Raw genomic sequence first — 22960 nt, 5'->3', positions numbered from 1 at the left:
TTGGCCGTAGCAAAACGAAGGACACCCATGGCGTAAATTACGTTACATTGAGGCTTCAGACTTTTGGAACGCGTTTATGCTATCAAACTTACGGGCTGATAACTAATACATTTTTAATATAAAAAGGGTTGGAACAAAAATGTTCCAACCTCCTCTTTTGCTAAAATCTTTTAAATTTTAACTACATTTCCTTAGGAGCTTTTACCCCTAGCAAACGTAGTGATTCTGTCAACACATATGAAACAGCAGTCACTAGTGCTAGACGAGCATTTAGTTGATCATCTTCAACTAAAATCTTTGAGTTTGCATAGTACTTATTGAAGGCACGCGCCAAATTCAATGAGTATTTAGCAATGACTGATGGTTCACGATCACGCCATGCGCGGCGCACGATATCATTAAAGCTTGCCACTAACTTTTCAGTTTCCCAAACTTGTTCGTCATCAATTGACAAATTATTTAAGTCTAGTTCTGGCTTACCAGCCTTGCGCAAAATTGATTGTGCACGTGCGTTCGTATATTGTACGTATGGACCAGTATCACCTTCAAAACGCACAACTTCTTCCAATTTGAAATCGAAGTTTCCAAGACGCTCATTCATCAAGTCATGGAAGACTACCGCACCAGTTCCAACTTCATGGGCAACAACTTCTTTGTTAGCTAGATTTGGATTCTTCTCATCAATTTGAGCAGTTGCTAACTTAACAGAATCAGCCAAAACATCCTTCAACAAAATAATCCGACCTGAACGGGTTGATAGTTTCTTACCATCAACTGTGATCATACCAAATGGAATATGCTCAATGTCATCTGACCATTCGTAGCCCATCTTTTTCAAGACAGCCTTCATTTGCATAAAGTGCTCACGTTGTTCGCCACCAACAACATACAATGACTTAACGAAATTGTAGTTATTCTTACGGAAAATAGCAGCTGCTAAGTCACGCGTCATGTACAATGTTGCCCCATCTGTACGTTGAATCATGGCGACGTTCAAGCCTTCATCTTCCAAATCAACAACTTGTGCACCTTGTGATTCAACAAGTAAGTGCTTCTCTTTAAGCGTATCAATAACAGCGTCCATCTTGTCATTATAGAAGGCTTCACCATTAAATGAATCAAAGTCAATATCTAAGTCATTGTATAATTCCATGAATTCTTTTAGTGATTCTTCACGGAACCATGACCATAGTTCATGAGCTTCCTCATCGCCATCTTCCAGCTTTTTAAACCAGGCACGACCTTCGTCATTCAATTCAGGTTGCGTTTCAGCTTCTTTATGGAAACGAACATAATATTTCACTAACGTATTGATAGGATCAGCTTTAACTTCTTCTTCTGATCCCCAACGCTTGTAAGCTGACATCAACTTACCAAATTGCGTTCCCCAGTCACCCAAATGATTAATCTTAATTGGTTGATAACCATTTGCTTTCGCGATTTCAGCTAATGAATTTCCAATAACTGTTGAACGTAAGTGTCCCATTGACATTGGCTTAGCAATGTTAGGTGATGACATATCAATCGTAATATGACCCGCTTCACCATCAGTATTATGTCCATAATCTGTCTGACGTAGGACTTCTGCTAATGTATCAGCGCCAAATTGTGCTTGATCCAAAAAGAAATTGACATAGGGTCCTACGGCTTTAACTTCTTTAAAGCCATCGGTAGCAATTTCTGAAACGATATTTGTTGCAATTTGTTGTGGTGCCATACGACGTGCTTTAGCTAATAAAAATGTTGGAAAAGCGTAGTCACCCATGCTAGCATCCTTGGGCACCTCAATTTTTGAAAGAATCGTTGCATTATCCAATTCAGGGACGACTGCAGCAATTGTTTCTGCAATTTGATTCTTGTAGTCCATTAAGCGTTGTCTCCTTTAGCGTTATCATCTTCGGCATCATCCTCCGCTGAAGGACGTGGTGCAGGATTGTCCGTCTTAACTAAAATCTTAGTTTCTGACATACGTAATACTGCCCGATGATTGTATTCATTCACAGTTGCATCATCTTCAGGATTATTTTCAGTAATAACCACTAATAATGAATGCTCATAAATTTTTTCGACGATACCCTTAAAGTCGTGCTCAAAATTGGCAAACTTCTTACCGGCAACAAAATCGCCGACGTCGAATTCAGATGTATTTTCTACTGGTTCTTTAGCCATGATGGTTTCCCCTTTACTTTTATAACTGAGGTTTTTTAATTTATTATTAGTTAGCCGTAATAACGACAATTCTATAAATTATAACAAATTTCTAGCCTAAAAACTAGCGCTCTAGTTCGGAAACAATGCGATTGGCCACTGCCCAATCATTTTCATATGGTGTATCAACACCATCTATCTTTTGATATTCATCCAATCCTTTAGCTGCTAGCACCACAACATCGTCCGGTCCTGCTGCCAGGATAGCAGCAATAATCGCTTTGGTTCGATCAAGTTCGCGATAAATTGTCACCTTTGGATTAGTAATCGCTGCTTGGATTTCATCAGCAATTTTAGCTGGATCTTCATATTGTGGATCATCACTTGTTAGATAAACAACATCTGCTCCTTCACTAACAGCTTTTCCAATACCTGGTCGACGTGACACACCTTTATTACCAGGTGCACCAACAACAATGGCTAATTGATTGACTGATTCATTTTGGCGGACAAACTGTAATAAGGCCGCAATCGAAGCATAATTATGTGCATAGTCAACATATATCGTACCGTGCTTTTGCGTATTTAGAACCTGCATCCGTCCTGGTACTTTAACTGTTTCAAGTCCCTCAGCCATAGCTGGTGCATCCGCACCAACCAGACGGGTTGCAATCATTGCCGCTAAGGCGTTACTTTGATTGAAATCACCTGGCATATCTAATGTGTATTCACCCTTAATATGCAAATGTTCAGCTTGTTGACCAACCTCTGGTACCTTAAAGACACTACCATGCAAATTAGCATCGGTCGCTTCAAAATAGACATCTGCCTTTGGTGAATCAACATCTTCTTGACCATACAACCAAATACCATCACGATGAACCATTAGTTCAGCATGGGCAATCAACTCACCAAAATGATCAGAATCAACATTCAACACAATTTGTTCTGAATGATCAAACAGCATCATTTTATGTTGTAAATAGTCTTCAAAGGTTGGGTGTTCATTTTCACCAATGTGATCTGGACTGATATTTAAGAAGATACCAACATTGAAGTGAAGACCATAAACACGGCGCATTTTAAAGGCTTGTGATGATACCTCCATCACCATATGGGTCATCCCATTATCGACTGCCTCTCGCATCCAACGAAAAAGATCCACTGATTCAGGTGTCGTTAAATGGGCCCGGTAATGATATTGTGGTTCACTACCAGTAATCACTTGTAATGTTGATGACAAGGCAACTTTGTCATGGGTATACGCACGTAGAATTTCATATGCCATATATGCGGTCGATGTTTTTCCCTTTGTACCAGTGATACCAATTAGTGCCAAATTATTTTGGGGATATTGATAAAAAGCCATTGCAATAATACTCATTGCTGCAGGCACATCATCAGCGACCCAAGTAGGTAGCTTGGTTGCATGTTTAAAACTTGCTGGTGCAATGATTGCAGTGACCCCTTTTTCAATGGCATCGGTTAAATACTCTGCTTTAAAATTTCCCTTAATAAAGAGTAAGGTACCTGGCACAACATCATTGGAATTATAAGCTAAATGTTGTATCTCACCATCGAAATCTGGTGCTGATATTAATAAATCTTGATCAGCCAATAACGTTGTAATGTTATCTGCAGTGAGTGTCATTAAACTTAATCCTCTTTTCTGATTCTTCATTGATTATGCTAATTCGCCAGCTTGTTGTAGTTGGCTTTTCATTTTAATTGCTGCCCGACCACGATGTGCGTAATGCACACGCTCCGGCATATCGATTTCGGCCAAAGTCAACCCATTCTCAGTTTCTAACAACTCATCCAGCCCATTCCGATTACCGCGTGGTGTGTCTGCTAACACAACACCACCCTTACCTTCAGACGTATAAACAACATTTTGTGGTGTGACAACCACAAAATGTGCTAACAGGTAGGCATCACGAGGTGCTGCAGCTGGTAATTGTTGGAGGACATATTGGTTAATTTCATCATCCCCGCTCAAATGATGTGCCTTAAATTCACGCATGGTTGTGACACCAAAATGATCTGGAATTGCTGGAATAAATAATGCAGAATCATCAGCTAAAATATATTCATTAGGTAACAAATTATGAATGGTTTGTGCCTTGACCAATGCGTTGGTAGCCATATCATCTGTTGTTTCTGGTGGAAATGTGATTTCATCAATTAAATGACGATAATTGAGACCTTTTAGCCCTAGTACTGCTAAATAACGAACCATCTCATCGGTCTTATGCGTATTGTTTGAGGCAATAACAAAACGTGTCATCATGTTAAATTTTCTCCTCTCTTTCGATAGCTCGTAACGTATAAAATGATCCGGTCACCACGATTAATGCTTTTGATGACTCCCTAACTTGTCTGGCAAGAGAAATAGCGGCTGTTGAGTCATCAGCAATTTCAACATCAACATTGCTCATCATCACAATGTTTGCCGCTAGTTCATCAGCTGACATTGCATTCTTTGCATCAGGTGTCACGGCAATTACCGTTGACACATAAGGTAGTAATTCATCCAGCATGTCCATATGATTTTTACCTTTAATCAGTCCCAAAATAACAATGGGCTTAAAAGGTAAATGCCATGAACGAATAGCCGCCACCAAACTGGTGATACCATGTGGATTATGGGCACCATCATACAAAATATTGTTTTCACTATCATATTCCATACGACCCGTAATTTTAACATGAGCAAGGGCTTCCGCAACCGTCACATCGGACAATGCAATCCGCTTGTTCTTCAAAATTGTGACGACTTGTAAAACAGTGCTTAAATTATTTGCCTGATAAGCACCCGTTAATGACAATTTCAACCCTTCCAGCTGGTCTGCATTAACAACTAATCCCTTTGGCGATGAACGGATTAAAGTAATTTGTGGCTTTGGGTAAGGATTCCAAACTGCGCCAACTGTTTTGGCCTTATCACGAAGAATGTTAAAAACAGTAACATCTTGCCCCGGATAATTGACCACTAAACTTCCTGGCTTAATTGCACCAGCAACGTTCTCAGCAATTTTAATAATATCGTGGCCAAGCATTGTTGAATGGTCATCAGAAATTTTTGTGATAGCGACAACCAATGGCTTTTCAACAACATTTGTCGCATCGCCAGTACCACCCAAACCTGCTTCAATAATCGCAAACTGAACTTCTTGTTTTGCAAAATGACAAAGGGCAATCAAGGTCCACAGCTCGAATTTGGTGAGTGTTTTTTCATCACCACCATGATTTTTGATTTCAATCATAATTCTTTTATAGTGAAACATCACGTCTGCTTCGCTAATCATTTGTCCATTAATCGTGACAACTTCACGATCTGACAAAATTGCTGGGGTTGAAAAGTGACCGACCCGATAACCTGCCGTTGTCAAAATTTTACTCAACATCACGCCAGTCGATCCTTTACCATTTGAACCAACAATATGGATGACTGATAATCGTCGCTCAGGATGACCAATCCAATTCAAAATTTCTTTTAACATGCCTACACGACTATGTTTACTTGGTGATAATTGCCAATCATCACCCAAACTTGCTTCAAGTTGTCGATACGTTTCAACGGTGCCCATACGCAAACCAGTCCTTCATCTTTTTGTTCATCAAACGACTCTCTAAATTTTTATTTTATCATATATCATTCTTGCTCGGCGGAACATTCTGGATAATTATTTACGAATCATTCATATGATAAAAAAATCTGGGACAAAACTAGCCATTGTAGACTGAAAGGGGCAATAATCTACCTATTTGACTGCGGTAGATTATTGCCCCTTAAACGTGTTCCAAAAGACTGAAGCCGATTGTCACACTCTCTATAAAATTATTTTTCAAGTAACTTAATTGGTGCTGCAACTAACGTATCTGGTGAAATATCATCAACATTGGCAACGATTTTAATATGTTGCTTGTGGTTAGTGAATGTCACTGGTGCATCGCCACCATATTCCCCATCCAAATTAATCATAATCTTATCATTTTTAGTTGATGACACCTCAACTTTTTCAGATTTTACATAAATCAAATTTGGATTATTAATATGCTTACCCATTAGCACTTCCGTAATCAAGTTCAAAATCTCAGCGAACTTGGTTGTTTTCACAATAAGCAAAGTAAATTTACCATCATCTAATTTTGCATCTGGCACAATTTGTTCAAAACCACCCACAGAATTCGTCAATGCCAAAAAGAACATTGCTGACTTACCGTTAAATTCACCGTCATCATATTTGACATGGATATCCATCGGCTTGATGCTAGTCAACATTTCAGCACCTTTCACCACATATGCCAAGTAGCCATACATTGACTTTAATTTAGATGGCACAGAATAAGTGAGTTCTGATAAAGAACCACCAGCTGCGATGTTGATAAAGTATGAATCATTGGCTTGCCCAATATCCATCTTGGCTGCTTTTCCTTTTAGAATAACCTTCGCTGCTGCCAATGGGTCTTCACGCGGAATGCTCAATGCACGTGCGTAATCATTGGTTGTACCAGCAGGAATAATGGCTAACATTGGCCGTTTATCTAATGGTGCGATACCATTGACAACCTCATTGATTGTGCCATCGCCACCAGCGGCAACTAGCAATTCAAAGCCCGCTTCCGCAGCTCTTTTCGCTTCAGTCATGGCAGAATTTGGCTCAGGAGTTGTCGCAAAGGCGCTCGTTTCATAACCAGCTTCCTCATACACATCCAAAATATCGACTAAATCACGTCGAATGGCTTCACGACCAGAAGTTGGATTATAGATAATTCGTGCTCTTTTCATTCCGTCTTGCTCCTAATTTTTAATATATGTATGACATCAGAACAGATTACCTAATTCTGATGTCGATAGTGAGCCGTTTTGTCTCGCTCTTTTTAAACGTGTTCGCAAAAACTGAAGCCTCAATGTAACGCAATTTGCCCTATTCCTGTCCTGCGCGTTGCTCCGGCCAAAAATAGCACAAACAACGTTACACACCAGCTTCAAAACGTTTTTGCTCCCACTCTTTTTTTAAACGCGTTCCAAAAGTCTGAAGCTTCAATGTAACGCAATTGACCCCATTCCTGTCCTGCGCTCTGCTTCGGCCAAAAATGGCGCAAATCACGTTACACACCAGCTTTAAAACGACTTTTGTCTCGCTTTGATATTTTATTCAGGCTTACGTGCTTGCAAACCAGCTAACAATAACTTGTTAACGACTGCTGGGTTAGCACTACCCTTTGTTTGCTTCATAATTTGACCAACCAAGAAACCAACCGCACGATCTTTTCCATTGTGGAAATCAATAATTGATTGTTCATTCTTATCCAAAATTTCGTCAATCAATGGTGTCAATACTGCTGGATCAGATAGTTGCTTCAAGCCGTTCTTCTCGACGAATGCAACAGGATCGTCACCCTTAGTGATTGCCTTAAAGACTTTTTTGGCCATCTTTGTTGAAATTGTGCCATCATCGATCAACTTGATCATATCTGCTAAGTGAGCTGGTGTTAATGGTGTATCCTCCAAATCAGCTTGTTGCTCATTCAAGAAGGCATTAACATCTCCCATCAAGTAGTTAGCCGTACGCTTTGGATCAGCACCAAAACTAACCGTCTCATCAAAGAAGTTTGCCATTGCTAGCGTCTGAGTCAACACTTCTGAATCATAGACTTCCAAACCAAGCTCATCAACATAACGTGCTTTACGGACACTAGCTGTTTCTGGCAACTTTGCCTTCACTTCATTGACCCATTCGTCAGTAATATGCACTGGTGTCAAATCAGGCTCTGGGAAGTAACGGTAATCATCTGCTGTTTCCTTAACACGCATCAATACAGTTTCACCCGTTGCTTCATCAAAACGACGAGTCTGTTGTTTGATGGTACCACCAGACATATAAATCTTTGCATGGCGATTTTCTTCAAATGCAAGTGCCTTACGGACATAATTAAATGAGTTCAAATTCTTCAACTCAACCTTTGTCCCATACTCACTTGAACCAACTGGGCGAATTGAAATATTCGCGTCAACACGCATTGATCCTTCTTGCATCTTCACATCAGAAATACCAGTAAATTGAATCGCTTGGCGCAATGCTTCTAGATAAGCATAAGCTTCATCCGGAGAAGCAATGTCAGGTGCACCAACGATTTCAATTAGGGGGGTTCCCTGACGATTCAAATCAACATAAGAATAACCATCAGTTCCGTGGGTATTCTTACCTGCATCTTCTTCAACGTGTAATTCAGTAATACCAACCCGCTTCTTTTTACCTTCAAACTCAATTTCTAGCCAACCATTGCGACCAATTGGTTGTTGTTGTTGCGTAATTTGATAGGCTTTGGGATTATCAGGATAGAAGTAATTCTTACGATCCCAGTGTAAATCGCGAGTAATATCAGCATGTAGTGCTAATGATGCCATCATACCGTATTCTAAAGCACCCTTGTTTGCCTGTGGCAAAACACCAGGATATCCCCAGTCAATCACATTGGTGTTCGCATTAGGCTCAGCACCATATTGAACAGGAGAAGGTGACATCGCCTTCGAGTTAGTCTTTAACTCAACATGGACTTCTAGTCCAATCGTCGTTTCAAAATTTGGCACTGCCATTAATCCTTACCTCCTGGTACTTTTTCAAATAGACGTGTTGCTTGCTCAAATGCATAGGCAACACGGTAAATCGTTTCCTCTTGGTAGCGGTTTGCAATCAATTGCATACCAACTGGCAAGCCATCAACAAATCCAGCTGGTACTGACATACCTGGTAAGCCGGCCATATTGACAGGAATCGTCAAAACATCGTTCATGTAAGTCACTTCAGGGTCGTCCTGATTAGCACCAAAGTCATAAGCAACATTTGGTGTCGTTGGCGCAACGATTAAATCATAATCTGCAAAGACCTTTTGGAAATCATCATTCATCAATGTTCGTACTTGTGCAGCTTTCTTAAAGAAAGAATCGTATGAACCAGCTGAAAGTGAGTAAGTACCAAGCATAATACGACGCTTCACTTCATCACCGAATCCTTGGGTACGCGTTTGGACATACAAGTCTTCTAAGCTTTTAACGTTTTCTGGACGGAATCCATAACGAATACCATCAAAACGTTGCAAGTTTGATGATGCTTCAGCAGAAGCCAAGATATAATAAGCAGCAACCCCATACTTTGTATGTGGTAATGATACTTCATCTACCGTTGCACCGAGTTCGCGTAATTGATCGATGCCGGCACGAATGGTCTCTTTGATACTATCGTCAACTCCAGCGCCAAAGTATTCTGTTGGCACAGCAATCTTCAATCCAGAAATATCACCATCCAAGTGAGCTGTAAAGTCAGGAACGGCTTGATCTGAAGAAGTTTGATCATGGTCATCGTGACCTGCCATTGCAGCTAACACAGTCGCATTATCTTTGACACGACGCGTAAACACACCTACTTGATCAAGTGAAGATGCAAAGGCAATCACACCCCAACGAGATACACGACCATAAGTTGGCTTCATACCAACGATACCGTTGAAGGCTGCTGGTTGACGAATCGAACCACCAGTATCTGTTCCTAGTGCAAAAGGTACTTGACCAGCAGCAACTGAGACCGCTGACCCACCTGATGAACCACCAGGTACCTTGGTTTGGTCCCAAGCGTTCTTTGTTTGCTTATAGTATGATGTTTCAGTCGTTGATCCCATGGCAAACTCGTCCATGTTTAACTTCCCAACGCCCACTGCACCTTGTTCACGTAAACGTGAGACAACAGTTGCATCATAAATCGGCTTAAAATCTTCCAAAATTTTTGATGCGGCAGTTGTTGGCACATCCTTGGTAATCAAGTTATCTTTGATACCATAAGGAATACCTGACAAGACATTATCTGGATCAATACCCGCTTCATCAATAGCAGCAGCTTCGGCCAATGCCTTTTCTGACATAGTTGCTAAGAATGCATCATATTTTGCATCAGTTTGCGCAATATTTGCTAACGTCTCTTTCACTAAGTCAACTGATGTGATTTCTTTATTTACAAGTTGCTCATGTAACTTTTCAATGTCTGTATGCAAAAAATTCATTAACCTTCAGCTCCCCCATCAAGAATTGCAGGCACTTTAATCAAAGTGTCTTGGTGTTCTGGTGCATTGTTTAGCAATGATTGTGATTGTTGGGCGTTAACCGCAACATCATCTCGTAATACTGTCTGCATCTCAGTCACAGAATATGTTGGCTTCACATTTTCTGTGTCCACCTCAGCTAATGTTGTCACAATATCAAATATTTTACCTAAATGATCTGTAAACATATCAGCTTCTGCATCTGTTAAAGCTAACTTTGCTAAGCTAGCCACATGTTCAACTTCTTCACGCGTAATTTGCTCGTTTGCCATGTTAATTCCTTTCATGCTTTAATATAGCTATTTTACCAAAAGATTTTATATTTAGTATATGTCATCTGCCAAATTCGTTTGATTCTCATGCACAATAAATCGCAAGCCCTTTGGATAAAAATTTTTCATTCGTCGATTGACTAACTTACCAAAGCCGACACCATTACCATTTAACTCTAGTAAATACCAGCCGTTTGTTAAATTTTCGACAGACGATGATAGCATGAATGTGTCGCCATGGACATACTGACGCCATTCCTCATCATTTAATGTATAACGTTGTATAAACTGGTCTGAATGAAGAGCCAACGCCAACGCCAAGCTAGGTTCAAAACGTTTTTTCTTAAATGTGCCCAAATGTAATCCAGCTCGCAATACTTGTAACCCCTTTAAGTCCGGTGTGCCAGTTGGTACTGCATAAAGTTGGTCACCAAAAGCTAATAAAACACCTGGTTGATAGTTTGGCAATAATTGTTGTTGAAATTTTTCCCAATACTGTCGTTGTTCAGCTGTTAAATTCGTTTTGGCTAATTTTGGCTCCTTAGCCGGCACCACGTCAGTTGGCTGATACTGCAACTTTGCCATAAAATGGCCTTCACCAGCAACGGATTGTGGAAATAACCGTACTGTTTTAGCTAATTCTGGATTACCATCTGCCCATGCTGGACGACCATCTGACATACCGTCATGTTTTGGCACATCAACCAAGTGTAAGTCTGGATATTCGGCTAATAACCAAGCAATAATCTGTTCATCTTCTTCAGGAGCAAATGTACAAGTTGAATATACCAGTGTTCCGCCTGGTTTTAGCATTTTCATCGTTTCTACTAAAATTTCGCGCTGACGAGTCGCATTTTCTGCCGGATAATCCTTATGCCAATATTGCATTGCATCTGGATCTTTACGGAACATCCCCTCACCTGAACAGGGTGCATCTAAAACAATCCGGTCAAAATACTGCGGAAATTTTTTCGATAATTCTTGTGGGGAATGATTCGTTACTAAGGCATTTTGAACACCAAATCGTTCAATGTTTTCACTTAAAATTTGTGCACGCTTACGGAAAATCTCATTCGACACCAATAAACCTTGCTGATTCATGAAAGACGCTAGATGTGTTGATTTACCACCTGGTGCAGCTGCCAAGTCAAGCACTCGTTCTCCAGGCTGTGGTTGTGCTAATTCACCGACCAGTTGTGCAGATGGCTCTTGTGAATAAATCAGGCCCGTCGTGTGATCAACCGAATGACCTTTTGCGACGCCGAAATAACCCCACTTGCCCCATGGTACTTGACCATTTGTTGGCGTATCATACAGTTGCTGATTTGCTTTTAACGGGTTAATACGAAAAGCTTTCACAACTGGTTGATCAAATGCGGCAAAGAATTCATCTGCATCATCGTCCATTAATTGACGGTACTTTGTCTGATAATCTGTCGGTAACTCCGCCATTTCATAAACTCCTTGTCCTATATATAATAATTTTATTCTACACGTTTTTGCACTATTCAAAAAGTGTTTTTAATGAAGTTATAACTGTCCTGGCAGATTAATAACTACGATCACTGACAATGATAAAAAGGCGTTGACCTACCCCATCTAACTTGGTAGATCGACGCCTCTTAAATGTTTTAAATAATTTGTTCTAAGTACTTTGCTAAGCCATCTTCATCATTTGTATATGATGTGATATCATTTGCAATTGCTTTTAAAGCTGGTTGACCATTCTTCATAACGACCCCATGTGTGGCATAGTCGATCATCTCGTAATCATTCATACCATCCCCAAAAGCATAGACATCATCCTTTTGAATATCAAACGCACGTTGCATGATTTGCAGTCCCGTATCCTTTGCAACACCTGCGGGTACAATTTCTAGTACTGGTGAATCTGCACCCCAAGTGTTAACAGTTACCCGATCAGAGCCATAACGATTAGTCACATAGTCTTGAATCATTGCCTGATGAGTACTATTTTGTGCTTCTATTAAAATTGAATTGATATTCGTTTTTAAATTTAATCGGTCTAACATATGGTAGGTGTCTGTCGATTGCGGAAAGAAAAATGCTTCATTCGGGTTTGTTGGTCCGATATGACTGTTTGTCCAGACATCTGCACGACTTTCCGCAACTACCGATTTGATTGCCATGTCTGCCGCGTTTTCAATTAAATCAAATGCAATCTCACGATCAACCTGGTATGAATAAGCATAATCCCACAGTTCATTTGGAATTTCACCAAGTGCCCCATTAAAATTGATCATTGGTGACTTTAGGCCAAGTTGTTGATAAATATCCATTGATAAACGCACTGGTCGACCAGTAATTATGGCAACAACATGCCCAGCTTGTTGCATTTTTTGAATAGCTTGCCGTGTTCTTTCAGAAACTTCCCCTGCATCATTCAAGGTTGTTCGATCTAAATCAATACCAATTAATTTACGTCCCATCGCTACGATCCTCTTTTACTCTCTCATTTCCCACAATGTTAATTATTCACTAGGCACAACTGGTACTAATAGCTGGCTATGCTTGGTATCAATTGTATAAGTGATTTTTTGATTGCCACGCACGGTCATTTCAAAATCAGTACCATAAATGACAATTCCTAATTGATGACCAGCCGTTAACTGATACAGAGTCGGCTGCAGTGTAAGTGTTAGATCAACATATTCGTCTGGACGTAAATCATTGACTCGCCAAGCATTTTCTCGATTTTGCATATTGATATGCCCAATCGTAATCATTTTATTGGGCGTTGTTTTGGCTTGTTGGAACTCAACTAAGGGGGTTGGCTGCCAATTGATGCCACGATCAATTTGACTGCCCTGTGGTACAGGTTTTGTTGTCAACCGACTAGCATCCCCATAGTCTACAAGCATTGCACTCACTAATCCCACATTAGTTGAAGATTTAATCCGCAATTGTAGTGATACCTCACCATCAATTAGCAAATCTTGCTTTTGTTTTGGTTGTAAAAAGACAACCCGTGAATGATCCAATTCATGAGCATCACGGTCAATCATCAATGAACGCCAGTGATTATAATCTTGACTATATGATGTATAAGCTAATTTGGTTTGCTTATCTGTATAGCTAACTGGTGTTTGCACATTGGCCAATGAAATTTTTGTAGGCGTCGTTGTACCCCAACTCTGACGTGTTTCCCAAGTTTCCGGTGCTTGATTACTTTGCCAGGTTAAATCAGGCAACTGCTCACCCGCATGATTTTCTACATCATATAATTTATAACTTAACCATAAATTCATCTGGTCACTAAAATCTAATGACCGATTATTATTAATATAAATATGTTGTCCTTGATGCAAATAGAGCTTCTTCACCACATCTAGTTCTTGCAGCTTTTGATAAAGACGGAAAACTTGGCGTGGTTTAACATTCCAATCATTCAGACCATGAACCATCACAATATCTGCCTTAATATTTGATACATTTTTTAGATAATTACGGGCATCCCAATAAGTATTATAATTTCCGGTCGTGCGATCCATATCGATAACCGTTTGCTTTTGAAATTGCTCCCATTGTGTCTTGGTACGATGCCAATCGCCTGCATCTTGCATACGAGAATAAACCAGCTCTGCCAGTACATCCATGTCTTCTCCTGGAAAACCACCTGGTGCAATCACAAGACCATTATCACGATAATATTGATAGTAATCAGAAATAGCTGCTTCTGAAATAACTGTTTCTAACCCTGCAACACCAGCGGTCGCTACTGCTGTTGCTAACGTTCCCAAATATGACTTACCAGTCATGGCAACCTTACCATTTGACCAATGTGCTTTAATCGTTACGCCACTTTTTCGGTCAACAAACGCGGTGCGGTTACCGGCCAACCATTCCACAACCGCTTGCATACTGATGACTTGTTCAGGTGAACCAGTATCTTGCATCCCATCTGAATAACGGGTACCAACGCCAGACGAATAGGCTACTGCAAAACCACGTGATAAGAAATAATTATTTAAATCAACATGTGATGTTGGATAAAAAGTTTCTGTCGCTGTCGTCGCTTCACCTGTTTGTTCGTGTGCCGTTAACTTTTTGGGTGCAGCTGGTTGATACGCAATATCTTCATAGGTTAAATCATTTGGCACTTTCCGCTGTAATGGTACATTAACATCGTGCAATTTCTTATCACTCTGCACATCATTTGTCCCCTGATAATAAGGTGAAGCGGTAAACAAAGTGGGTACTTGTTGTGACGTTGTTGGTCGAATAATGTCAACACGAACCAAATCTTTGACACCATCATCATCCGTATCTAAATCCGTTTCCACATAGACGACTTCTTTAATTAATTGATTAGTATCAAATGTAGCCAAGGCTTTACCATTAAAAAACAGTGACTGATTCGTTGCTTTAAAATATTGATGACTGACTAACTCATCAATAAGTTGCAGTCCGCCTTTCGTATGTGTCGTTAATAGATCATACCAAGCATTTAACACATCATCCGTGTCCCACTCACCAGGTTTATTGTGTAATGGTAGCCCAATTTTTGCCACCGCTTGTTCCGGATCAGCTAATGTATAATCAATCGATTCTAAAAAATTTAACAGTTGCAAGGCAAGCGCATCAAATTCACGTGCTGTGACTTGTTGTCCTGTTGCTAAAAAAGTTGCTAAATCTTGTTGTTCACTGACCATATAATCATCAAACTTTGTTGTTACAGCCGTTGATGTCGCTGCTTGTTCTAACAATGCTTGTAATAAAGGTACGCTCCCCTTTGAAATGGCCGCTTGAATTTTTTCATCATAAAAACCGATCGACGTCAGTTCATTTATCTTTTGTTCGAAAGTCGTTTCGATAACCCCAAATTGATTTATTTTCATATTTCACTCTCCATTTCAATGACTTCATTATAACAAAGATTAAAACATAATGAGAACATATAAAAAAGGTCGGAACACCAGAAAATGTTCCAACCTATTCAACTAAAAATATATTAATTATATGCTTGTAAGTTTGACAGCATAAACGTGTTTCAAAAGTCTGAAACGCTATAATTTTCTATTTAATGGTTACATCATTATTGGCACCATTAATTGTTAAGGCTTTGCTTTGGTCTCCCGTATGATAATCATTATCGGCTTGATCAGCACCGCCAGCATAGATACTGCTATCTTGGTTTGCCACATTAATACCTGGTACATGAATTGTGTGTAATTCGATTTGTTGATTATCGCCCTGCATTTGACTAGCTTGTTTCAACGTTAGATTATGGGCCTTAAAGTAGCCATCCCCACTATTGACGTGTAGCGTATCCGCCGTCACATTTTGCAGACGATAATTACCACTATCACCTTGCATATCAATTTTCTGGGCAGTCAATTGATTTAAACGCACACCACCATAATCATTACGCACCGTCAAATTTTTAGCAGAAATATCTTGTGTCGTTATCCCACTACCATCGGTTGTTAAGTTTAAGTTGTCCAAATTAACTTTGTAAGGTACGGTCACGACAACCGTTTGACTAGACTCCTCGATACCGAAAATTGGATTGTTTGATTCACGTAACGCTAACTTTAATTCATCATTCGTCGTGTTTAAATTCAATTTACTATCAAGATACTTGCCAGACACTCGCCACTGACTACCTCGTACAACTCGTACATACGAATTCGAACCACCATCAATGGTTATTTTTTTGAAATTCTTATTATTAAACTTTTGGTTAATCTTGTGTACCTTCACAATTTTTGGTCCATTATCCCAAGTAATCGTCGTTTTTGCTCCGGTTGATAATCCAGTAACAATCATGGCACCACCAATAACCATCACACTACCACCAGTAATGAGTGTTGCTTTTAATCCCATTTTACTGAGCCTCCTTTACACGGTTTTTACTCAAGAAACGATGACCAACCCACTTCACAAACATGACCAGCATCTCAAATAACCAACGTGTTAATCGCCAAACAATCGGTGCAAAGAAGATGACTGCACCTGTTAGCAGCAAGCCAGCTCCCATAAACAACAAACCAGTTGGTACAGACTGCCACAATAAAATGACCCCATTTACAAAGGCAAATAAGCCGCCTGCCAATACACCGATAATCCCTGCATAGATAGCAAATAATATTCCCAAGAAGGCAATAAATGCACCAGCTAGTAGACAGATTAGACCGATTGCAACAGGAATTAAAATTGGTGAGGCAAATAGTCCTAGAATGATTAACCAAATCAAATTAACCCGGTTCTTTGTTCGTTCACCAGTTGGAATATTTTCATCTGCCGTTTCATCATTTTCAATAAAATATTCAATTTTTAATGAACGAGCAAACTGCTTTGGGGTCCCATATTTTTCTTCAATTTCTTTAATCGTGTAACCTGCATCTAGCATTTGCTCTTCGTAAAATTGTAATAATTCTTCACGTTCATCAGCAGGAATATCTTTTAGATTTGATCTAACTGCTGCTAAATACTCTTTAATCATCGCTCTCCTCCAATAATGAATTCACGGCCACGCGGAATTCTGCCCAAGCTTGGCTGATTTCATTCAAATGTGCCCGACCTAAATCAGTCACGTGATAGTAACGTCGATTTCGACCTTCAAATGGTTTGTCGTATGTTTCTAAGTAGCCATCGCGCTTCAATCTTCTTAGAACGGGATACATCGTTGATTCGCTGACGCCCAATAATTCTTGCATCGCCTTCGTAATGATATAACCATATGTATCTTCCTTGGTTAATACGGCCAATACAGAACCATCGAGTACCACCGTCGGTACTTGAATATTCATGGCTATTCTCCTTATTTTTGTATATTATATCTTGTATATCATTATGTTATACGACGTATAATGATGTGTCAAGAATAAAGATTTCAACAATTTCTATCTAAAGCGAAAAAAAAAGACCGATTTTTTTAAATTCGGTCTCTTGATACATTTACTATTCAATTACATTCTAAAATGATTAACTTTATTAATTAACCAAATATCTGTCCAACAATTTGGACAACTAATTGGATATTTAGCCCTGTTAAAACAATAAAGACAATCCATGCTATCCAAGTCATCCATTTTGGATTAGCAAAATCTTCACCCATAACCTTCTTCGAAGATGTGAATGCAATTAATGGTGCCATTGCAAATGGCAAAGCAACTGACAAGAATACCTGTGAATAAACAAGTAACTGATCAAGCTTTCCTTCATTACCGCCATAAATTAACGTAAAGGCAACAACTGGAATTAAGGCTAAACCACGGGTAATCACACGACGTAACCACATTGGCACCTTTAAATGTAAGAAACCAGTCATTATAACTTCACCAGTTAAAGTTCCAGTAATGGTTGAATTTTGTCCTGATGCTAGCAATGCAACCGCAAATAGTGTTGATAGAATTGGTGAAGCAATGGCTCCCGCAATTGAACTATCACCTAACGCATTGTACATTTGTCCAAAAGTACCAACTTGATCACCATGTCCGAAAAACAATGATGCTCCCAAAATCAATAGAAATGAATTAACAATAAAAGCTAATGACAATTGAATATTTGAATCCCATGTCATAAACCGCACACCCTCTTTTAACTCTGCTTTGTTTTCACGGCTCACTTGGCGTGTTTGTGAAATTGATGAGTGTAAATACAAGTTGTGTGGCATAACTGTTGCCCCAATAATACCTAACGTCATGACTAATGGCGAATCTGCACCATGAATACCATGCGTACTAACTGTTTGTAATTGTGGTAAATAACCACCAAATAATGCGGTTAGATTAGGATTTGATGAAACTACTAGATATCCGAAAATAAATAGAATGGTTAAAATAAGTGTTACAACAATTGCTTCAATTTTTCGGAATCCAAAGCGCATTAATAACAATAGCAACACAACGTCCAACGCCGTCGTCAGTACAGACGCAATCATCGACCAGCCAAATAGCAAGTGTAACGCAATCGCACCACCGATAACTTCAGCAATATCTGTCGCCATCAAAGCTAACTCGGAAATAATCCAAAGTATAATGCCGCCTGTCTTATTTGTACGATTACGTGTAGCTTGTGCTAAGTCTTCATGCTTTACCATCCCCAACTTACCAGCCATGTATTGTAGCATCATTGCAATCAATGATGAAATCAAAACAACTGAAAGCAAAGTGTAATGATAAGTTGCTCCACCAGCCACCGAAGTGACCCAGTTACCAGGATCCATGTATCCAACGGCAACTAATGCACCAGGGCCTGAAAACGCCCACAATTTTCTCCAAAAAGAACCGCCTTTTGGCACAACTACAGAACCATTGATATCGCCTAAACTATCATCTGCAGCTGCGTCTTGAACCAGCGTTCTATTTTTTGCCATTTCTTTTCCAGACATGACAACCTCCCATGATACGTAAAATGTCGTAACAAGGCAGTCCCAGTGTACTATTTACTTTTGTATATAGTGCTAAATAGAATTCATAAAGATTTTCGTTCAACTTGGTTGTTGAAAGCTTATGACTTTTACTTAACCGGGGCTCTCCTTACCCGCAAATTGTATTTTACTCGTTTACAACAGTGGTTGCAACCATTTGTTTTGCGCGTTTTTACTTTTTTTTCACAAAAATATCAAAAAGTTTATTCAATGACGGTTTTAATTTTTATCACAAACTAAAAATTAAAACGTTTTCACTTAAAACATTAATTTAAATATATATCGTTGCTAAAAAAGCTATCAATCCACCCATTTAATTGGTAGATTGATAGCCCTAAACGTCTTTGTCTCGTTCTCTCTTAAATGCGTTCCAAAACAACTTTTGTCTCGTACTCTGACTTAGCCACGTAAACTATTAGCCATACCCATTAGTAATTTACGCATGAATTGATCACCAACAACTAAGTACTTCGGGTGTGACTTGCGCCGCAACATGGCACCAACTTCACCCTTGGTAACTTTGAAGTCCGCTGCTTCCCAAAAACTAAGTAAATCTTCAGTTGTATATGCCATGGCAATCTTGATTTTCTTAATTACCACATTATTAATATCGTTATCCCGTTGCATGCTGTAATCCGGCGCAACTATTGAGCCATCGGGATTAGTTTTATGTCCTCGCTGAGAAATAATCAATCCATTCATGAATTTTTCTAAGTCGTGTCGTGATAATTGTGCATCTCGTGCACTATCTTGATCTGGTTTAGCCATAATAGCTAGATATGCTTGCTTATCAAGTGCCAATCCACCTAGTTTGAAAATCGTCATCATATCTTTACTATTAATATTGAAAATATACTGCAATCTTCGAACAATATCGTTATTATGCATAATTAATGTTGGACTTCTTTCATTTTTTCGAGGGTCGGAATCGATGGTTGTGCACCGGCTCCTTGTACCGTCAATGCGGATGCCGCACTAGCAAAACGAACACTTTCAACAATGTTTGTCATATCTGACGTGAGTTTAGTTGCTAGTGCACCAATAAATGTATCCCCTGCTGCCGTTGTATCAACTGCCTTAACCTTTAAGGCAGGTTCAAAATCATGCTGGCCATTAGCCAGTTGATAATAAGCACCTCGCTCACCGAGCGTAATGATTACATTTTTTGCACCCATTTCTTGCATTTTATTGGAAGCTTTGATCATTGATAGGTCATCATTTACCGGAATACCAGTAATAATTTCTGCTTCGGTTTCGTTTGGTGTAATGAGATCTGTCAAGGCCATCAACTCTTTTGGAATCGTTTTACGTCCTGGTGCTGGATTTAAAATTGTCATGACACCAGCTGATTTAGCAAGTTTAAATGCTTGTAGCGTGGCGACAACTGGTGTTTCAAATTGTGCAACCAGTACATCCGATGATTGAATAGTCTCTTTTGCTTCATCGACATTTGTTTCACTAATACATTGATTAGCTCCACCTAGAATGAGAATTGTATTGTGTGAATCACTCTCCAATAAAATATAGGCTGCCCCAGTACCAACATTAGCAAGTTGGGCAACATGGGTCGTATCCACACCATCCTTTTTTAAAGCATTCAGCAATAATTCACCATTCTGATCTTTGCCAACGGCACCGATAAAATGTACTTGGGTACCTAAACGTTGCGCTGCAACTGCTTGGTTGGCTCCTTTGCCACCAGGTGCAGTGGACGCATCAGACATCGCCATCGTTTCACCTTGTACAGGCAAATGATCAATATGTAAAATCGTATCAGAATTCAATGAACCTAATACTGTCACCTTTCTCGTCATTCATCAATCCTCCTAAAATGACTATTCACAAAAAAATTGTTTATTTTCAATCTATCTATCTAGAAAATAAACAATTCATTTACATCAAATTTTTAACCTTTTAAAATAGCGTCAATCTTTGCTAATTCTTCAGCAGATAAAGTCATATTATCAGCTACTTTCACATTGTCTAATAAATGATCAACTGAAGAAGCACCAATAACAATTGACGGTACACGTTTGTCACGTAGTAACCAAGCCATGGCTAGCTGTGCCAAAGTTTGTCCACGATCAGCCGCTACTTTATTCAAAGCATTCAACTTAGCTACAGCACCTTCGGGATCGTCTTTGATAAACGCATTGGTACGGTGTAATGGCATATCTGTTGGAAAACCATTTAAATAGCGATCCGTTAATAAGCCCTCTGCCAATGGTCCATACGCAATCAGCCCCGCATGATGTTGATCTAAAGTTGCCAACATATCAGTATCTTCTGCTTCTCGATTAAACATATTATACGACATTTGGTTACCAATAAACGGCGTATGTAACTCATCAAAGATTTTACTAATTTCTGCTACTTGTTCAGTCGTATAATTAGACACACCAACATACAATGCTTTTCCCTGACGAACCATTAAGTCTAATGCTTCAGCAGTTTCACGCAAATTTGTATTTGGATCCCAACGATGTGCATAAAAAATATCCACATAATCTAAATGCATGCGCTGCAATGACAAGTCCAAAGCGGCTGCTAAAGTCTTTTTACCTGAAAACTGTCCCAGTGGTCCAGGCCACATGTGATACCCAGCCTTTGTTGTAATAATTAATTCGTTACGATAAGGATGTAAGTCTTGTTTATAAACGGCACCAAATGTTTCTTCTGCTGTACCATCTGATGGGCCGTAGTTTGAAGCATTGTCAAATGAAAAAATACCATTATCAAAAGCTTTTAACATCACTTCTCTTGAATTAGCCAGTGGCTTTTGGTCTCCCAAATTACGCCACAATCCAAATGATAACGCTGGTAAAATCAATCCTGAATCTGCGACCCGGCGATATGGCATCACTTCATAACGATTTTCAGCTGCTGCATAGACCATTACGGTACCTCCTAATTTTCAATTTGATTAAGATTATAGATTTACTTCTTGTTTGTTATTTGAACGTAGTAGCACATCGATTTGTTTGTGCTCATGAATCCGACGAATTGCCTCAGCAAACAAAGGCGCAACAGATAATGTTGTAAATTTTGAACTCTGCTTTTCTTCAGGGATACGTAAAGTATCTGTGAAAATAAGGCGCTCGATATTCTTATCAGCTGCCAGATTTTCAGCTGCCTGTCCAGACAGAACTGGGTGAGTTGCTGCAACATAGACTTCAGTTGCACCATTAGCTAGTAGCGCCTTAGCTGTCATTTGCACACGATAACCCGTATCAACGATATCATCAACAATAATGGCACGACGCCCCTTAACATCACCAACAATTGCATCGGCGGACGTTGGGTCAGACATGGCAACATTGTCATTGACAATTCCCCATGGTGCGCCAAGTAAGTCAGCAAACTTACGGGCACGACCAGCACCAGTATGATCAGGAGAAACGGCCACCAAATCATCTAACAAATTCCGACTATAGAAGTAATCTGTTAATAATGGTGCAGCCTGCAAATGGTCAACTGGAATGTCAAAAAAGCCTTGCAATTGTGCAGCATGTAGATCCATCGAAACGACCCGATCAACACCGTTCATTTCAATGAGTGAAGCAACCATTTTAGCAGTGATTGGTTCCCGTGATTTTGCTTTGCGATCTTGTCGAGCGTAACCCAAGTAAGGAATGACCAATGTGATTTGTCCTGCAGATGCACGTCGCAGTGCATCAACAACAATCATCATTTCCATAAACGCATCATTGACCTCTTCTGCAATCGGTGCGATGACATAAACATCATCGCCACGAATACTTTCTAATATTCGCTCATATATTTCACCATCCGCAAAACGCTTAATATCTAGCTGTGTTAACGGCATATGTAATTCTTCTGCCACTGCATTTGCTAGTTCATGATTAGCAGTTAGCCCTAACAACTTTATTTGAGATTCCACGAGTGAATTCCTCCATTTCTCACCATCACCTGTCGTCAAGTCTATTTTAACAAAATATAGTTCTTTACGATATGCTTTATATGATTATCTGCCCCTATTACGCATTGCATTATCGGTACAATATAATTTATTTGCAAATTTATA

The 22960-nt window shown here is 39.5% G+C and carries 20 protein-coding genes; all 20 read right to left on the bottom strand.

The annotated features are described in order from the left end of the window. Positions 1-181: 181 nt before the first annotated feature. Positions 182-1867 (bottom strand): arginine--tRNA ligase, encoded by a 1686-nt coding sequence (gene argS, locus ACQ4QH_RS03090; protein WP_002827519.1) that lies wholly within the window; start codon positions 1865-1867, stop codon positions 182-184. Beyond that, a complete protein-coding gene (locus tag ACQ4QH_RS03085) occupies positions 1867-2169 on the bottom strand; it encodes a hypothetical protein (protein WP_002827520.1) in 303 nt (100 codons plus the stop codon). Before ACQ4QH_RS03085 ends, argS begins: the two co-directional genes overlap by 1 nt. A gap of 103 nt (positions 2170-2272) precedes the next feature. Then, the gene (locus ACQ4QH_RS03080; RefSeq protein ID WP_439819248.1) at positions 2273-3799 is read right to left on the bottom strand and encodes a UDP-N-acetylmuramoyl-L-alanyl-D-glutamate--2,6-diaminopimelate ligase; all 1527 of its coding nucleotides are present in this window, start codon (positions 3797-3799) and stop codon (positions 2273-2275) included. Positions 3800-3832: 33 nt separating this feature from the next. Further along, positions 3833-4438 carry a non-canonical purine NTP pyrophosphatase gene (locus ACQ4QH_RS03075; protein ID WP_002827522.1) on the bottom strand — a complete coding sequence of 202 codons (606 nt, stop codon included), beginning with the start codon at positions 4436-4438 and terminating at the stop codon, positions 3833-3835. A gap of 1 nt (position 4439) precedes the next feature. Continuing rightward, positions 4440-5738 carry a bifunctional folylpolyglutamate synthase/dihydrofolate synthase gene (locus ACQ4QH_RS03070; protein ID WP_439819247.1) on the bottom strand — a complete coding sequence of 433 codons (1299 nt, stop codon included), beginning with the start codon at positions 5736-5738 and terminating at the stop codon, positions 4440-4442. 251 nt (positions 5739-5989) lie between these two features. After that, positions 5990-6940, bottom strand: coding sequence for a diacylglycerol kinase (locus tag ACQ4QH_RS03065; protein WP_002827525.1), 951 nt, complete (start codon positions 6938-6940; stop codon positions 5990-5992). 366 nt (positions 6941-7306) lie between these two features. After that, a complete protein-coding gene (gatB, locus tag ACQ4QH_RS03060) occupies positions 7307-8752 on the bottom strand; it encodes an Asp-tRNA(Asn)/Glu-tRNA(Gln) amidotransferase subunit GatB (RefSeq protein WP_002827526.1) in 1446 nt (481 codons plus the stop codon). Beyond that, complete coding sequence (gatA, locus tag ACQ4QH_RS03055) at positions 8752-10209, bottom strand: Asp-tRNA(Asn)/Glu-tRNA(Gln) amidotransferase subunit GatA (protein ID WP_439819246.1); 1458 nt, start codon at positions 10207-10209, stop codon at positions 8752-8754. Before gatA ends, gatB begins: the two co-directional genes overlap by 1 nt. Beyond that, entirely contained in the window at positions 10209-10520 is a 312-nt protein-coding gene (gene gatC, locus ACQ4QH_RS03050; protein WP_040760292.1) for an Asp-tRNA(Asn)/Glu-tRNA(Gln) amidotransferase subunit GatC, read from the bottom strand. The genes gatA and gatC overlap by 1 nt, the downstream gene beginning before the upstream one ends. Positions 10521-10571: 51 nt before the next feature. Next, entirely contained in the window at positions 10572-11972 is a 1401-nt protein-coding gene (locus ACQ4QH_RS03045; protein ID WP_439819245.1) for an RsmF rRNA methyltransferase first C-terminal domain-containing protein, read from the bottom strand. Between the two features lie 179 nt (positions 11973-12151). Next, complete coding sequence (locus ACQ4QH_RS03040) at positions 12152-12970, bottom strand: Cof-type HAD-IIB family hydrolase (RefSeq protein WP_439819244.1); 819 nt, start codon at positions 12968-12970, stop codon at positions 12152-12154. A gap of 42 nt (positions 12971-13012) precedes the next feature. Then, positions 13013-15379: a Xaa-Pro dipeptidyl-peptidase gene (locus ACQ4QH_RS03035; protein WP_277375096.1), complete on the bottom strand. Its 2367-nt coding sequence runs from the start codon at positions 15377-15379 to the stop codon at positions 13013-13015. Between the two features lie 178 nt (positions 15380-15557). After that, on the bottom strand, positions 15558-16367 hold the full coding sequence (locus ACQ4QH_RS03030; RefSeq protein WP_002827533.1) for a DUF4097 family beta strand repeat-containing protein: 810 nt from the start codon (positions 16365-16367) through the stop codon (positions 15558-15560). 1 nt (position 16368) lies between these two features. Next, a complete protein-coding gene (locus ACQ4QH_RS03025) occupies positions 16369-16986 on the bottom strand; it encodes a DUF1700 domain-containing protein (protein ID WP_002827534.1) in 618 nt (205 codons plus the stop codon). After that, on the bottom strand, positions 16979-17293 hold the full coding sequence (locus ACQ4QH_RS03020) for a PadR family transcriptional regulator (RefSeq protein WP_002827535.1): 315 nt from the start codon (positions 17291-17293) through the stop codon (positions 16979-16981). Before ACQ4QH_RS03020 ends, ACQ4QH_RS03025 begins: the two co-directional genes overlap by 8 nt. Positions 17294-17481: 188 nt before the next feature. Further along, positions 17482-18876, bottom strand: coding sequence for an Nramp family divalent metal transporter (locus ACQ4QH_RS03015; RefSeq protein ID WP_150190530.1), 1395 nt, complete (start codon positions 18874-18876; stop codon positions 17482-17484). 438 nt (positions 18877-19314) lie between these two features. Further along, positions 19315-19803, bottom strand: coding sequence for a DUF1456 family protein (locus tag ACQ4QH_RS03010; protein ID WP_439819243.1), 489 nt, complete (start codon positions 19801-19803; stop codon positions 19315-19317). A 2-nt stretch (positions 19804-19805) separates the two neighbouring features. Next, positions 19806-20729 carry a ribokinase gene (gene rbsK, locus ACQ4QH_RS03005; protein ID WP_439819242.1) on the bottom strand — a complete coding sequence of 308 codons (924 nt, stop codon included), beginning with the start codon at positions 20727-20729 and terminating at the stop codon, positions 19806-19808. Positions 20730-20821: 92 nt separating this feature from the next. Continuing rightward, the gene (locus ACQ4QH_RS03000) at positions 20822-21811 is read right to left on the bottom strand and encodes an aldo/keto reductase (protein WP_150221977.1); all 990 of its coding nucleotides are present in this window, start codon (positions 21809-21811) and stop codon (positions 20822-20824) included. 33 nt (positions 21812-21844) lie between these two features. Next, entirely contained in the window at positions 21845-22816 is a 972-nt protein-coding gene (locus ACQ4QH_RS02995) for a ribose-phosphate diphosphokinase (protein WP_439819241.1), read from the bottom strand. Positions 22817-22960: the final 144 nt, after the last annotated feature.

Source organism: Weissella paramesenteroides (assembly GCF_051903945.1).
In the GTDB taxonomy this organism is placed as follows: domain Bacteria; phylum Bacillota; class Bacilli; order Lactobacillales; family Lactobacillaceae; genus Weissella; species Weissella paramesenteroides_A.
The sequence above is the reverse complement of the archived record's forward strand: the minus strand, read 5'-3'. Positions and strand labels throughout refer to the sequence as shown.